Origin of the sequence: Williamsia deligens (assembly GCF_024171765.1) — a bacterium.
In the GTDB taxonomy this organism is placed as follows: Bacteria; Actinomycetota; Actinomycetes; order Mycobacteriales; family Mycobacteriaceae; genus Williamsia_A; species Williamsia_A deligens.
Window position 1 is genome coordinate 128972 of record NZ_JAMTCI010000003.1, and the last position, 13262, is coordinate 142233.

At 70.3% G+C, this 13262-nt stretch carries 14 protein-coding genes; 2 read left to right on the forward strand and 12 right to left on the reverse strand.

The window, feature by feature from the left end; translation table 11 throughout:
* Window positions 1–6: 6 nt before the first annotated feature.
* The 6 genes from LX14_RS17820 to glnA form a co-directional block, all read right to left on the reverse strand.
* A complete protein-coding gene (locus LX14_RS17820) occupies window positions 7–192 on the reverse strand; it encodes a hypothetical protein (protein ID WP_253648715.1) in 186 nt (61 codons plus the stop codon).
* Between the two features lie 29 nt (window positions 193–221).
* Entirely contained in the window at window positions 222–953 is a 732-nt protein-coding gene (locus LX14_RS17825) for an FAD-binding oxidoreductase (RefSeq protein WP_253648716.1), read from the reverse strand.
* A 12-nt stretch (window positions 954–965) separates the two neighbouring features.
* Window positions 966–1562, reverse strand: coding sequence for a sulfite oxidase-like oxidoreductase (locus LX14_RS17830; protein WP_253648717.1), 597 nt, complete (start codon window positions 1560–1562; stop codon window positions 966–968).
* Between the two features lie 34 nt (window positions 1563–1596).
* Window positions 1597–2049, reverse strand: coding sequence for a MarR family winged helix-turn-helix transcriptional regulator (locus LX14_RS17835; protein WP_253648718.1), 453 nt, complete (start codon window positions 2047–2049; stop codon window positions 1597–1599).
* Entirely contained in the window at window positions 2046–2489 is a 444-nt protein-coding gene (locus LX14_RS17840; protein WP_253648719.1) for an SRPBCC family protein, read from the reverse strand. The genes LX14_RS17835 and LX14_RS17840 overlap by 4 nt, the downstream gene beginning before the upstream one ends.
* Window positions 2490–2861: 372 nt before the next feature.
* Complete coding sequence (glnA, locus tag LX14_RS17845; RefSeq protein WP_253648720.1) at window positions 2862–4295, reverse strand: type I glutamate--ammonia ligase; 1434 nt, start codon at window positions 4293–4295, stop codon at window positions 2862–2864.
* Window positions 4296–4386: 91 nt separating this feature from the next.
* Between glnA and LX14_RS17850 the strand changes: the two genes are divergently transcribed.
* Window positions 4387–4851 carry an RDD family protein gene (locus tag LX14_RS17850; protein WP_253648721.1) on the forward strand — a complete coding sequence of 155 codons (465 nt, stop codon included), beginning with the start codon at window positions 4387–4389 and terminating at the stop codon, window positions 4849–4851.
* A 26-nt stretch (window positions 4852–4877) separates the two neighbouring features.
* Here LX14_RS17850 and LX14_RS17855 read toward each other — a convergent pair whose 3' ends face one another.
* From LX14_RS17855 to LX14_RS17880, 6 genes are all read right to left on the reverse strand, one after another.
* Window positions 4878–5621 carry a DUF4191 domain-containing protein gene (locus LX14_RS17855; protein WP_253648722.1) on the reverse strand — a complete coding sequence of 248 codons (744 nt, stop codon included), beginning with the start codon at window positions 5619–5621 and terminating at the stop codon, window positions 4878–4880.
* A gap of 78 nt (window positions 5622–5699) precedes the next feature.
* On the reverse strand, window positions 5700–6758 hold the full coding sequence (gene lipA, locus LX14_RS17860) for a lipoyl synthase (protein WP_372505437.1): 1059 nt from the start codon (window positions 6756–6758) through the stop codon (window positions 5700–5702).
* Complete coding sequence (gene lipB, locus LX14_RS17865; RefSeq protein WP_372505455.1) at window positions 6755–7435, reverse strand: lipoyl(octanoyl) transferase LipB; 681 nt, start codon at window positions 7433–7435, stop codon at window positions 6755–6757. The genes lipA and lipB overlap by 4 nt, the downstream gene beginning before the upstream one ends.
* Window positions 7436–7461: 26 nt before the next feature.
* Window positions 7462–8349, reverse strand: coding sequence for a TIGR01777 family oxidoreductase (locus tag LX14_RS17870; RefSeq protein WP_253648724.1), 888 nt, complete (start codon window positions 8347–8349; stop codon window positions 7462–7464).
* 5 nt (window positions 8350–8354) lie between these two features.
* On the reverse strand, window positions 8355–10325 hold the full coding sequence (sucB, locus tag LX14_RS17875) for a 2-oxoglutarate dehydrogenase, E2 component, dihydrolipoamide succinyltransferase (RefSeq protein ID WP_253648725.1): 1971 nt from the start codon (window positions 10323–10325) through the stop codon (window positions 8355–8357).
* Window positions 10326–10497: 172 nt separating this feature from the next.
* The gene (locus LX14_RS17880; protein ID WP_253648726.1) at window positions 10498–12006 is read right to left on the reverse strand and encodes a leucyl aminopeptidase; all 1509 of its coding nucleotides are present in this window, start codon (window positions 12004–12006) and stop codon (window positions 10498–10500) included.
* A 112-nt stretch (window positions 12007–12118) separates the two neighbouring features.
* Between LX14_RS17880 and gcvT the strand changes: the two genes are divergently transcribed.
* Window positions 12119–13231 (forward strand): glycine cleavage system aminomethyltransferase GcvT, encoded by a 1113-nt coding sequence (gcvT, locus tag LX14_RS17885; RefSeq protein WP_253648727.1) that lies wholly within the window; start codon window positions 12119–12121, stop codon window positions 13229–13231.
* The last annotated feature ends 31 nt before the right edge of the window (window positions 13232–13262 follow it).

Here is a 13262-nt window from a genome sequence, read left to right on the forward strand (position 1 = left end):
GGGAGCTCAGTCCTGTTGCGCTCGAGCGAGTTCGGCGTTCGCGTGCGACAGGGTCTCGACCGCCTCGGCCAGCAGCTTGTGTCCCCGGTCCTCCTCGAGGTGCGTCTTCGCGATGCTCGCGAGACCGGCAGCCTCGTCGGCCTTCTCCGCTGCGTGCTCGAACCCCACGATGTGCGCCCTTTCCTCGGCCATCCGTGAGGAAACCGTATCGCCCGGCGGCCTCAGGTGACGAGAAAGCGCTCGATCCGGATGTCCCCGATGGGATACCCGGCCTCGAGCAGCCAGTCACCGAGCATCTCGACGTAGGCGTTCCCGCCGCACAGGTAGAACAGCGGTTCGCGCTCCCGGGGGAGGATGGCGGTGAAGAACTCGTCCCGGGTGATGCGGCCGGGCTCACGGGGTGCCCCGGGCGGAGCGGAGCGGCTGTAGAACCAGTCGACCGAGAGGCGACCGGTGCGGTCGAGGAGCGCGAACTCGTCCCGGTAGAAGGCGTGCTCGGGGGAGCGCGTCGCGTACAGCAGGCGCATGGGCGTCGCGGGGTGGGCGGCCTCCCGCAGTCGCACCATCGACATCAGCGGCGCGATGCCCGACCCGCCCGCGATCAGCTGGACAGGCCGGCTCGCGTCGCTGTCGGTGGGTGGCCACACGAACTGCATGCCGACGGGTCCGGCCACCTCGACCTGCTCACCGATCTCCAGGTCGCGCACGAGGAACGGGGACACGTCGCCGTGAGCGTCGAGTTCCTCGACGCTCACGGCGACGGTCTCGCCTTCGCGGACGTCGGAAAGGGAGTAGGACCGTGACGTCGAGTAGCCGTCGGGTGCGGTGAGCCGGATATCGATGTGCTGGCCTGCCCGGGGAACCGGGAGGCCGGGCACGTGCAACCAGATCGACCGCGCCGTGGGGCTCTCCGTCACTGCGCCGACGACCGTCGCCACCCGCCAGGTTGTCATCGGGTCACCCGGTCAGCCATAGCGCTGCTCGAGCCAGGGGTCGCCGTACATGTGATAGCCGTTGCGCTCCCAGAACCCGGGTTCGTCGCCGTCCAGCAGGTGCAGTTCGCTGACCCACTTGGCGCTCTTCCAGAAGTACAGGTGTGGCACGACGAGACGTGCCGGGCCGCCGTGCTCGGGTGCGAGCGGCTTCCCGTCGAATGTGTGCGCCACCATCGCCTGTCCGCCGACGAGATCCGCCATCGGCATGTTGGTGGTGTACCCGTCGGAGCTGTGCGCCATCACGTGCGTCCCGACGCCGGTCGCGCCCGCGGCGTCGAGGAGCGTGTCGACGGTGACACCCTTCCAGGTCGTCGCGAGCTTCGACCACCGGGTGACGCAGTGGATGTCGACGGTGAACTCGCTCTGCGGGAGGTCGAGGAACTCCCGCCACGTCCAGCGGTGACCCTGCCCGTCGGGTGTCGTGACCGACAGCGACCAGCGGTCGGTGAGGACCCGGGGTGTGGTGCCGATCTGCAGGACCGGGAAATCGGTGGTCAGGTACTGCCCGGGCGGCAACTGCGGTCCGTCGCGGCGTTTTCCGCGGAACCTCGCGTTGATGACGGCCATGGGCACCGATCATCCCAGGTCTCTGCGGCCGGTGTCAGACCGGTCGACCCGCCAGGTCGCGGAGCGCGGCGACGAACGCCGTCCGACGGTCCGAAGAGAGGGACGCGAAGAAGGCGTCGTCGACGGCCTCGACGTCGACCGTCGCCCGGCCGGCGAGCTCCGCACCCTCGGCGGTCGGCGCGACGACCACGGCGCGCCGGTCCCGCGGATGACTGTCCCGGGTCACCAGGCCTTTGCGCTCCAGCGTGCGCACCACCTGGGACGTCATCATCACGTCCGCACCGGTGTGCGCCGCGAGGTCGCGCTGGGTCACCGGTTCCGATCGGTCCATCCACGTCACCGAGGCCAGCAGCACGTACTGGACGTGGGTCAGATCGTGGGGGGTCAGCGCCGCACGGATCTCGCGCTGCCACGCGTTGGTCGTCCGCCACAGCGCGAGGCCCGGACTGTCGTCGGCCGATCGGTGCCGGGTGCGCAGGCCTGTCATCCGGTCGCGTCTGCGGTCGCGGCCCGTCGCGCCGCTGCCGCGAACAACTCGTCCATCGTCACCGGGAAGTCACCCGCGATCTGCGGCCCCAGCTCGGGACCGATCTCGTCGGATCCCGGGCCCTCGACGACGAGGGTGTGCCGGACGTGGGTGCCGCCGTCGTCGGTGGGGGTGAGCACGTGCCGGAACGTGAGGGTCAGATCCCCGAAGACGGTCTGGTCGGCGTAGTGCCGCCCGGGCTCGAGGTCGACGATGACCGAGTCGAGCGGATCCTGGCCCTGAGGGGTGACGGTGACCGTGGTGCCCACCGCAAACGGCCCGTGCAGTTCGAAGTGATCTGACGCGGGGCCGAGCGGTTCCCCGTGGTGCAGCGCCTCCAGGGCTGCCCACACGGCGTCGATCGGTGCGGATGTCGTGGCCTGATGAGTGGTCGTCCACATGGCTGCCTCCATAGAAAGTATGCGCGTTTACTATATGGCGTGTCGTTCTCGCGCACAACGTTCCCGAGGTCTTTGCTCTTACGAAATGAGCGTGCGTGCCGTACTGTCAGCGGCGCACGTGGCGCGGGCCGGACAACCCACCCCCCTGGCACCGGTGTACGACGTCGCTTGCGGCACGCATACGCACACGCATGCGCGTCGAGCAAGCCCCCGATCCACACCGCCCCCCCTGGTCTGGATCGGGGGTCTCGGCGTGCGCGGTGCCAGGACGACGGACGGGGCCCGCACAGACGAATCCACCCGCTCGCGATGTGCGAGCGGGTGGATTCTGTGTTCCGGTCTGCGACTCAGCAGTCCGTCGCCGGAGGCGACTCAGCAGTCGTAGTACAGCGAGAACTCGTACGGGTGCGGACGGATCTGCGTCGGCAGGATCTCGCCCTCGCGCTTGAGCGCGATCCAGGTCTCGATGAGGTCCTCGGTGAACACGCCGCCGACGGTGAGGTACTCGTGGTCCTCTTCGAGGCGGTCGATCACGGCACCCAGCGAGGTGGGGGCCTGCGGGATGCCGCGGGCCTCCTCCGGCGGGAGCTCGTAGAGGTCCTTGTCGACGGGCTCGTGCGGCTCGATCTTGTTCTTGATGCCGTCGAGTCCGGCGAGCATCTGCGCGGCGAACGAGAGGTACGGGTTGCCCGAGGCGTCCGGGGCGCGGAACTCGAGGCGCTTGGCCTTCGGGTTGTTGCCAGTGATGGGGATACGCACGGCGGCAGACCGGTTGCGCTGGCTGTAGACCAGGTTGATCGGGGCCTCGTATCCGGGGACCAGACGCTTGTAGGAGTTGATCGTCGGGTTGGTGAACGCGAGCAGCGACGGCGCGTGGTGCAGGATGCCGCCGATGTAGTAGCGCGCCAGGTCCGACAGGCCCGCGTAGCCGGCCTCGTCGTGGAAGAGCGGCGTGCCGTCCTTCCACAGCGACTGGTGGGTGTGCATGCCCGACCCGTTGTCACCGAAGAGCGGCTTCGGCATGAAGGTGACGGACTTGCCGGCCTGCCACGCGGTGTTCTTCACGATGTACTTGAAGAGCTGGACGTCGTCGGCGGCGTGCAGCAGCGTGTTGAACTTGTAGTTGATCTCCGCCTGGCCCGCGGTGCCCACCTCGTGGTGGCCGCGCTCCAGGGTGAAACCGGCGTTCTGCAGGTTGGTCGCGATGTCGTCGCGCAGGTCCACGTAGTGGTCGTACGGGGCGACGGGGAAGTACCCGCCCTTGGGGCGGACCTTGTAGCCCAGGTTGGGGCTGCCGTCGGGGTCGGTCGGGGAGCCGGTGTTCCACCAGCCCGACTCCGACTCGATCTCGTAGAACGTGCCGTTGATCTCGGAGGCGAAGGACACGCCGTCGAAGATGTAGAACTCGGCCTCGGCCCCGAAGAACGCGGTGTCGGCGACACCGGTGGAGGCGAGGTAGTCCTGGGCCTTGCGGGCGACGTTGCGGGGGTCGCGGCTGTAGGCCTCGCGGGTGAACGGGTCGTGGACGAAGAAGCTGACGTTCATCGTCTTGGCCCGGCGGAACGGGTCGATCCGGGCGGTCGCCGGGTCGGGCAGGAGCATCATGTCCGACTCGTCGATCGACTGGAAACCGCGGACGGACGAGCCGTCGAACGCGAGGCCGTCCTCGAACACGCTCTCGTCGAAGGCGGACGCGGGAATCGAGAAGTGCTGGGTGACACCCGGGAGATCACAGAACCGGATGTCGACGTACTCGACTCCCTCGGACTTGATGCCCTCGAGGAGTTCTTCCTTTGAGCTGTACACCTGTCGGTGTCTCCTTCACTACAGACGGGATGATGCGGCCCTCACACTAGCGTCCGGCCACTTCTCCCTGCGCGTTCCCTATCATCGAGGTATGAGCAGACCTCTCGGTTCCTGGCTGTCCGGACCGCAGGCGGGCATGGATTCCGCCGCAGACACCGGCGCCTGGCGGGGCGAGAAGCTCGGGTTCCCCGAGTCCGGGCCGGGGTCGCTGGCGTCGTCCTGGCCGCGTGTGCTCGCGCTCTTCGTCGACTGGGTGATGTGTTACGGCGTCTCGCTGCTGTTCGTCGGGTTCCTGTCGCAGTCGCTGTCGACCGTCGTGCTCGGCATCTGGGCCGTCGTCGGACTGCTCACCGTCACGCTGTTCTCGTTCACCCCCGGCCAGTTCGTGGTCGGGATGCGGGTGGTCCGGGTTGACGGCGCGGGTCGCGTCGGCATCGTCCGCGCGTTCTTCCGTCAGCTGCTGATCGTCTTCATCGTCCCGCCGCTGCTCAACGACCCGGACGGACGTGGTCTGCATGACCGTGCGACCGGTACGGCGCTGGTGCGCACCCGCTGACCCTTGCCGACAGGGAGGTGGCGGCCTCAGCCCTCGCGGCGACGGGCGGTGCGTGCGACGTTGCGCATCTTGGCGCCCGCGGGCATCGGTCCCTTGGGGACGCCGGGTCCGGCCTGACGACCGCCGAGGGCGGCCAGCCGACCTTCGAGGGCGTCGATCCGCTTGCCGTCGATGTTGTTCGGCAGCTTGTTCAGGTGTCGCTCGAGCCGCTTGAGGGGGACCTGGTCGTCGTCGTTGCCGACGACGACGTCGTAGATCGGGGTGTCGCCGACGACGCGCGAGATCTTCTTCTTCTCCTGCGCGAGCAGCTGGCGGACCCGTGTCGGTGAACCCTCACCGACGAGGATGACGCCCGGCTTGCCGATGACGCGGTGCACGGCGTCGAGGTGAGCTGTACCGGTCACGGCCTGCTTCACCCGCCAGCGACCCCGCATGTTGTCCAGTGCCCATCCCGCGGCGCCCGCCTGCCCCTCGGCTTTGCGGAAGACGCTGCTCTGCACGCGACGGCCGAAGATGATGAAGGCGATCAGCACACCCAGCACGATGCCCAGGGGCAGCAGGAACCACAGCAGTCCGACGATCAGCCCGATGACGACGAACACGGCCGTGCTCAGCAGGAGCGAACCGATCATCAAGGGCAGCAGCAGCTTGTCGTCCTTGCGCTGCATCTGGAACGCCTGCCAGAGCTGCTTGCGGCGATCCCGCGACGCCTGCTTGCGAGCGGACTTGGCCGCCGCCTTCGCCTCTTTCGACGGATCTGCCTTCGCCATGGTTACCAGGATAGGTGACCTGTCGACTGCACCCGACCAGCCGTCGGCATGCGTACCCGGGGAAGGACCCGGCCCGGGTCAGCGCCCGAGACGCGCGAGCACGGAGGTGGCCTCCTGGGCCGCCCCGGACTCGTCGGCGAGATGCGTCATCGCGGCGGGGAGTTCCCGCCCGTGGCGGCGCATCGCCTGCGCGTAGAGCCGGCCGGCGCGGTACGACGACCGCACCAACGGCCCGGCCATGACACCGGCGAACCCGAGTTCCTCGGCCGCCTGCGAGTGCTCGACGAACTCCTCGGGCTTCACCCACCGGTCGACGGGGTGGTGGCGGGCCGAGGGGCGCAGGTACTGCGTGATCGTGATGATGTCGCACCCGGCGTCGTGCAGGTCGGCCAGCGCCTCGCGCACCTCGTCGGGGGTCTCGCCCATGCCGAGGATCAGGTTGGACTTGGTGACCAGACCGAAGTCGCGGGCGGCGGTGATCACGTCGAGCGAGCGGTCGTAGCGGAACGCCGGGCGGATGCGCTTGAAGATGCGCGGCACCGTCTCGACGTTGTGCGCCAACACCTCCGGTCGTGACTCGAAGACCTCGGCGAGCTGGTCGGCGTGACCGGAGAAGTCGGGGATGAGGTTCTCCACCCCGGTGCCGGGGTTCAGCGCGTGGATCTGTCGGACGGTCTCGGCGTAGAGCCAGGCGCCACCGTCGGGCAGGTCGTCGCGGGCGACGCCGGTGATGGTGGAGTAGCGCAGGCCCATGGCCTGGACGCTCTCGGCGACACGGCGCGGCTCGTCACGGTCCAGCTCGTCGGGCTTGCCGGTGTCGATCTGGCAGAAGTCGCAGCGACGGGTGCACTGCTCACCACCGATGAGGAAGGTGGCCTCGCGGTCCTCCCAGCACTCGTAGATGTTGGGGCACCCGGCCTCCTCGCACACCGTGTGCAGGCCCTCGCGCTTCACCAGCTTCTTCAGCTCGGTGAACTCCGGGCCCATCTTCGCCCGGGTGCGGATCCACTCCGGTTTGCGTTCGATGGGGGTCTCGGCGTTGCGGACCTCCAGGCGCAGCAGTTTCCGCCCGCCGGGGGCGGCGCTCTCTGTGCTGCGTGGATCGGTGGTCGCGGTGTCCTCGGAGTGCACGGTCACTGTGACGATGCTACGCGCGGCCGGGCTTCCGGCCCGGTCTGCGGTCGCGGACCGTCGAGCGCCACGGCCAGGGCGTCCGCGACGCGATCGCGGACCTCGTCGACGGTGACGCGTCGACCGGTCTCGGCGCTCAGCGAGGTCACGCCGGCGTCGGGGATCCCACACGGGACGATCGACGAGTAGGCGCCGAGATCGGAGTCGCAGTTCAGGGCGAAGCCGTGCAGCGCGACCCCGCGTGCGACGCGGATGCCGATGGCCGCGATCTTGCGGTCCGGGCGTCCGGTGGCCGGGTCGGCGGCGACCCAGGCGCCACTGCGGCCCTCCACCCGGCCCGCCTCGACACCCAGGTCGGCGCAGACCGCGATCATCGCGGACTCGACACGCCGCACGTAGTCGACGACGTCCAGCGGCTCGGCGAGCGCGACGATCGGGTAGCCCACCAGCTGCCCCGGACCGTGCCAGGTGATCTTGCCGCCCCGGTCGACCTCGACGACGGGGGTGCCGTCCGTCGGGCGGTCGCCGGGCTCGGTCCGCTTGCCGGCCGTGTACACCGGCGGGTGTTCCAGCAGCAGCAGCACGTCGTGGTCCAGGGTGCCGTCGGCGCGGGCCGCGGCCAGCAGGTGTTGCTCGTCGAACGCCTCGGTGTAGTCGACGGTGCCCAGCGCGCGGACCTCCATCGGCGACCCGCTGCGGCGTGCCCCGGTCACGAGTCCGATCCGTTCGCCCAGCGCAGCCCCTCGTCGACGGTGCTGTGGGTGAAGGTGAAACCGGACTCGGTCAGGACCGTCGGCACGGCACGCTGACCACCGAGCAGCATCTCGAGCGCCAGTTCACCACCGGCGACCCGGAGGACGGTTCGCGGTGCCCGGAAGAAAGCCGGGCGATGCACCGCGCGCCCGAACGCGGCCGTGAACTCCGCGTTGGTGACCGGTTGCGGGGCGGTGATGTTCACGGGGCCCGCGATGTCGCCCTCGAGCACGTGGCGGACAGCGCGCACGTGGTCGGTCAGGGTGATCCAGGGGAACCACTGCTCGCCGCTCCCGAGCCGCGCGCCGAGGCCCGCCTTGAAGAGCGGACGCAACGGGCCGAGCAGTCCGCCGGAACGCGAGAACACCGGAGCCGTGCGCAGGTGGGCGACCCGCGCCGTCGTCGCGAGGGCGGCCGTGCGTTCCCAGTCGGCCGACAGGTCCGCGAGGAATCCGCTGCCGCGTGGGCTCTGCTCGGTCCGCTCGTCGTCGCCGGTGAAGCCGTAGAACCCCGTCGCGCTCGCGCTGATGAACGTCGGCACCCCGTGCTCGACGATCGCGTCGGCGAGGACCTGCGTCGGGATGATGCGACTGTCGCGCAACTCCTGCTTGAACTGTCCCGACCACGGACGACTCGCGATGCCGACGCCGCAGAGGTTGACCACGGCGTCGACACCGGTCAGGGCGTCGTCGGTGAGGCCGAACGTCTCCGGTGCCCATCCGATCTCGTCGGCGGAGCGGGGTTCGCGACGGACCAGGCGGGACACGTCGTGCCCGCCTGACCGCAGCGATTCCACCAGTGCCGTGCCGATGAGACCGGAAGACCCGGCGACCACCACGCGCACGGCGGCTAGAGGCCCAGCTCGGCCCCGAACGCCGCTTCCTCGAGCCGGTGCTTGACCGTGGTCAGGAACCGGCCGGCGTCCGCGCCGTCGACGAGTCGGTGGTCGTAGGTGAGGGGCAGGAACGACATCGACCGCACGGCGATCGACTCCGAACCGTCCTCGGCCGTGATCACCGTGGGCCGCTTGACGATCGCACCGGTGCCCAGCATCGCCGCCTGCGGCGGGACCAGGATCGGGGTGTCGAACAGCGCGCCCTGGCTGCCGATGTTGGTGATGGTGAACGTGCCACCGGCCAACTCGTCGGGCTTGAGCTTGTTCTCCCGTGCCCGCGATGCGATGTCGGCGATGGCCCGGGCGAGCCCGGCGATCGACAGGTCGTCGGCGTTGTGGATGACCGGCGACAGCAGGCCCTGCTCGGTGTCGACGGCGATGCCGAGGTTCACCGACCCGTGGTAGGTGATCTCCTTGGCGTCCTCGTCGATGCTGGCGTTCACGTTCGGGTGCGCCTTGAGCGCCTCCACCGTGGCCTTGGCGATGATCGGCAGGTAGGTCAGGTTCACGCCCTCGGCGGACTTGAACGACGCCTTCGCCGCGGTCCGCAGTGCGACGACACGGGTCAGGTCGACCTCGAAGACCTGCGTGAGCTGTGCGCTGGTCTGCAGCGACTCGCGGGTCTTCTTCGCCGTGATGAGGCGGATGCGGTTGACCTTCTGCGTCGTCCCGCGCAGCTCGGCCAGCTCCGGACGGACACCCTTGGGTGCCGAGGGCTTGCTGGGCGTGGACGGCGCGGGTGCCGACGACTCGCTCGCTGCCGGCGCGGGCTGCTCGGCGGGCTTCTTCGCCTCCTCGGCGGCGGCGAGGACGTCCTGCTTGCGGATGCGACCGCCGACGCCGGTGCCCGTCACCGACTCGAGGTCCACGTTGTTCTCCTGGGCCAGCTTGCGGACCAGGGGGGTGACATACGGGGTGGACGACAGCGTGTCGGGCTGCGACTTCGACGAGTCACCGCCGGACGAGGACTCCTTCGCCGGGGCGGACTCCTGCTTCGGTGCGGACTTCTTCTCGGGTGCCGACTCCTGCTTCGGGGCGTCGGGCTCGGGCTGCGGCGAGGTGTCCGACTCGGACGCCACCGATTCCTTGCCCGCGTCGGAGCTGCCGGAGTCGGTGTCGGCGTCGGCCGAATCGGCCCCGGCGTCGTCGGAGCTCGGCGTCGCGTCGTCGTCGGAACCCTCATCCGAGTCACTCCCGGACGAGTCGCCGCCCGAAGAGTCACCGCCCGACGAGGGGCTCCCGGATCCGATGACGGCGAGCTTGCCGCCGACCTCGACGACGTCGTCCTCCTCGGCGACGATCTCGAGCAGGGTGCCCGCGACCGGCGAGGGGATCTCGGTGTCGACCTTGTCGGTGGAGACCTCGAGCAGCGGCTCGTCGACGGCGACCTCGTCGCCGACGGACTTGAGCCAGTTGGTCACGGTGCCCTCGGTGACCGACTCGCCCAGCTCGGGCATCGTGACGTCGGTGTTGTCGCCGCCACCGGAGTCGGTGCCTGCGGTCGGCTTCTTCGCGGGCTGATCGGACTCGTCGGACGGCTCGGGCTCATCGGCGGGGGAGTCCCCGGACTCGTCCTCGGGGGCGGTTCCGCCGGCCTCGTCGTCGGAGTCGTCGGCGGCGTCCGAGTCGTCGGTGTCGGACTCGGCGTCATCGCTGCCGGAGTCGTCGCCGCCGGAGGGTGCCTCACCCTCCTCGCCGATCTCGGCGAGGTCGCCACCGACCTCGACGACGTCGTCCTCCTGGGCGATGATCTTCGTCAGCACGCCCGATGCCGGTGCGGGGATCTCGGTGTCGACCTTGTCGGTCGACACCTCGAGCAGCGGCTCGTCCTCGGTGACCGTGTCCCCCTCCTGCTTCAACCAGCGGGTGACAGTTCCCTCGGTGACGCTCTCGCCGAGGGCGGGCATCTGGACGGAGAAGGCCATGTGTGTCGACTCCTCGACTCGAGATCCGGTGTGCGATCGTCGTTCTCGGCCACCACGGGTGAGGCGGCACGTGCGTTCGGTGTGGGCGTGACATGGTGCGGCCGCGCCCTCGTCGAAACCCTACCCGTACGGGACACGCCGCCGACGGCGATGTCGCGGGAGTGTCCCGGGGTCAGCCCAGCGCGGCGATGTCCTCGATGACGGCGATCATCGTGCGGACCGGGACGCCGGTCCCGCCCTTGGGGGTGTGCCCCCACGGCCCGCCGGTGTTGAACGCCGGTCCGGCGACGTCGATGTGGGCCCACTCGATGCCCTCGCCGACGAACTCGCGCAGGAAGATCCCCGCCGCGAGCATCCCGCCCCACCGGTGGTTGGTGACGTTGGCGAGATCCGCGACGCGCGACTTGAGGTCGGCGCGCAGTTCCTCGGGGAAGGGCATCGCCCATCCGTTCTCGCCCACCCGACGGGAGATCGCGGCGACGCGGTCGCGGAACCCGTCGGTGCCCATCACCCCGGGGGTGCGGGTGCCGAGCGCGACCATCTGCGCGCCGGTCAGCGTCGCGGTGTCGATCAGGTAGTCGGGGGAGTCCTCCGCGGCCCGGACCATGGCGTCGGCGAGGACCAGGCGTCCCTCGGCGTCGGTGTTGATGACCTCGACCGTGGTCCCGCCGTACTGGGTGAGCACGTCCCCGGGCCGCTGCGCCGTCGACGACGGCATGTTCTCGGCCATCGGGACGGTGGCGATCACGTCGACACCGACACCGAGGCGGGCTGCGAGCACCACGGTCGCGACCACGGCCGCCGCGCCACCCATGTCCGACGTCATGTTCTCCATCCCGGCCGCGGGCTTGATGGAGATGCCGCCGGTGTCGAACGTGATGCCCTTCCCCACCAGCGCGACCGTCTTCGCGTCGGCCGCGCCGCTGCGGTGGATCAGCCGCACCAGGCGGGGAAGTCGCGAGGACCCCTTGCCCACGCCGACGATCCCGCCGTACCCGCCAGCGACGAGCGCCTCGTCGTCGAGGATCTCCACCTCGAGGCCGGCGTCGCGCCCCAGGGCCGCGGCGCGATCGGCGAACTCCTCGGGGAAGAGGTGGCTCGGCGGGGTGTTCACGAAGTCGCGCGCGGTCGCGACGGCCTGTGCGACGTGGCGCGCGTGGGTCAGGGTGGCGTCGGGGTCGATCGCGCCGTCGGCGACGACCAGCTCCACCGACCCGAGCGGCTCGCTCGTCGACCGCGTCTTGTCCGACCGGAACTCCTCGAACCGGTAGGCGCCGAGGAAGAAGCCCTCGGCGGCGGCCGCGAGATCCAGCGTCGACAGCGTGGTCACCGCGCGTCCGACGCCCTCCAGCGTCCGGGCCGCGGTGCCGGCGGCCTGACGGATCACGTCGCCGGCGGGATCGGTGGCCGGGCCCCCGAGTCCGACGGTGACGACGCTGGTGGCGGCGACGCCCGCGGGGGCGGGGATCCGGTGGACCTGGTTGACGGACCCCGTCGCACCGACGGCCGCGGCCGCCGTGCCGATCGCCGTCGCGACATCCTGCGACAGTCCCGTCCCGGCGACGGTGGGATCGCCGTCACCGCCCGCCGCGGCGTGGAGGCCGACGACGAGGACATCGGTCTCGGTCACCGTGTCGACGACGGCGAGGTCGGGGCCGAGTCGGCGGGAAGATGTCGTCACGGTGCACCTTTCGATCAGAGGTCGGTTGCGATCGCCCAGCCTACGGGCGCGCCGGCACCGGTGGTGTCGCGCCGCGAGGCATCACCGCGGGTCACCCGATAGGTTGACGGGCATGGCCGATGCACCGATCCCGGGTCCGATCACCGACGTCCACACCGCTCTCGGTGCGACGTTCGCCGAGTTCGGCGGGTGGTCGATGCCGGTGTCGTACTCGGGCACCGTCGCCGAGCACACCGCCGTCCGCGAGTCGGTGGGCCTGTTCGACGTCAGCCACCTGGGCAAGGCGTCGGTCACCGGGCCGGGCGCCGCGGCGTTCGTGAACCGGTGTCTCACCAACGATCTCGACCGGATCGAGGCGGGGCGCGCGCAGTACACGCTGTGCACCGACGCCTCCGGCGGGGTCATCGACGACCTGATCGCGTACCGCGTCTCCGACGACGACATCTTCCTGGTGCCCAACGCCGCCAACACCGCCGCGGTCGTCGCGGCCCTCGCGGCGGCGGCGCCCGAGGGCATCGAGGTGGTCGACCGCCACCGCGAGTACGGCGTCCTCGCCGTCCAGGGCCCGCGGTCGGCGGAGGTCCTCACCCAGGTCGGGCTCCCGACCGAGATGGGGTACATGTCCTTCGCCGACGCCGACGTCGACATGGGCGGCGCCACACGGCGCGTCCGCGTCTGCCGCACCGGTTACACCGGGGAGCACGGCTACGAGCTCCTGCCCGCATGGGACGACACCGCCGCCGTCTTCGAGGCGGTGCTCGCGGCGGTCACCGAGGCCGGTGGCCTGCCCGCCGGACTCGGCGCCCGCGACACGTTGCGGACCGAGATGGGGTATCCGCTGCACGGACACGAGTTGTCGCTCGACATCAGTCCGGTCCAGGCCCGCTGCGGGTGGGCGGTCGGCTGGAAGAAGCCGGAGTTCTTCGGCCGCGACGCGTTGCTCGCCGAGAAGGAGGCGGGTCCGCGCCGCCGGCTGTGGGGGTTGACCGCGACCGGGCGCGGTGTCCCGCGCGCCGACTGCCGCGTCACGACGGCCGCGGGCGAGGACATCGGTGTCTGCACGTCGGGCACGTTCTCGCCCACCCTGAAGCAGGGCATCGCGCTGGCGTTGATCGACAGCGCTGCCGGCATCGCCGACGGGGACACCGTCGTCGTCGACGTGCGGGGGCGCGGCCTCGAATGCGAGGTCGTGGCACCACCGTTCGTGGCGTTGCGCACCAGCTGACCCCGACTCCGACGACGACCGTGCCCTGCGC

Excerpts from the sequence above, each read along its gene's own strand:
- LX14_RS17820 (WP_253648715.1), bottom strand. The coding sequence starts at position 192 with ATGGCCGAGGAAAGGGCGCACATCGTGGGGTTCGAGCACGCAGCGGAG.
- LX14_RS17825 (WP_253648716.1), bottom strand. The coding sequence starts at position 953 with ATGACAACCTGGCGGGTGGCGACGGTCGTCGGCGCAGTGACGGAGAGC.
- LX14_RS17830 (WP_253648717.1), bottom strand. The coding sequence starts at position 1,562 with ATGGCCGTCATCAACGCGAGGTTCCGCGGAAAACGCCGCGACGGACCG.
- LX14_RS17835 (WP_253648718.1), bottom strand. The coding sequence starts at position 2,049 with ATGACAGGCCTGCGCACCCGGCACCGATCGGCCGACGACAGTCCGGGC.
- LX14_RS17840 (WP_253648719.1), bottom strand. The coding sequence starts at position 2,489 with ATGTGGACGACCACTCATCAGGCCACGACATCCGCACCGATCGACGCC.
- LX14_RS17850 (WP_253648721.1), top strand. The coding sequence starts at position 4,387 with ATGAGCAGACCTCTCGGTTCCTGGCTGTCCGGACCGCAGGCGGGCATG.
- LX14_RS17855 (WP_253648722.1), bottom strand. The coding sequence starts at position 5,621 with ATGGCGAAGGCAGATCCGTCGAAAGAGGCGAAGGCGGCGGCCAAGTCC.
- lipB (WP_372505455.1), bottom strand. The coding sequence starts at position 7,435 with ATGGAGGTCCGCGCGCTGGGCACCGTCGACTACACCGAGGCGTTCGAC.
- sucB (WP_253648725.1), bottom strand. The coding sequence starts at position 10,325 with ATGGCCTTCTCCGTCCAGATGCCCGCCCTCGGCGAGAGCGTCACCGAG.
- gcvT (WP_253648727.1), top strand. The coding sequence starts at position 12,119 with ATGGCCGATGCACCGATCCCGGGTCCGATCACCGACGTCCACACCGCT.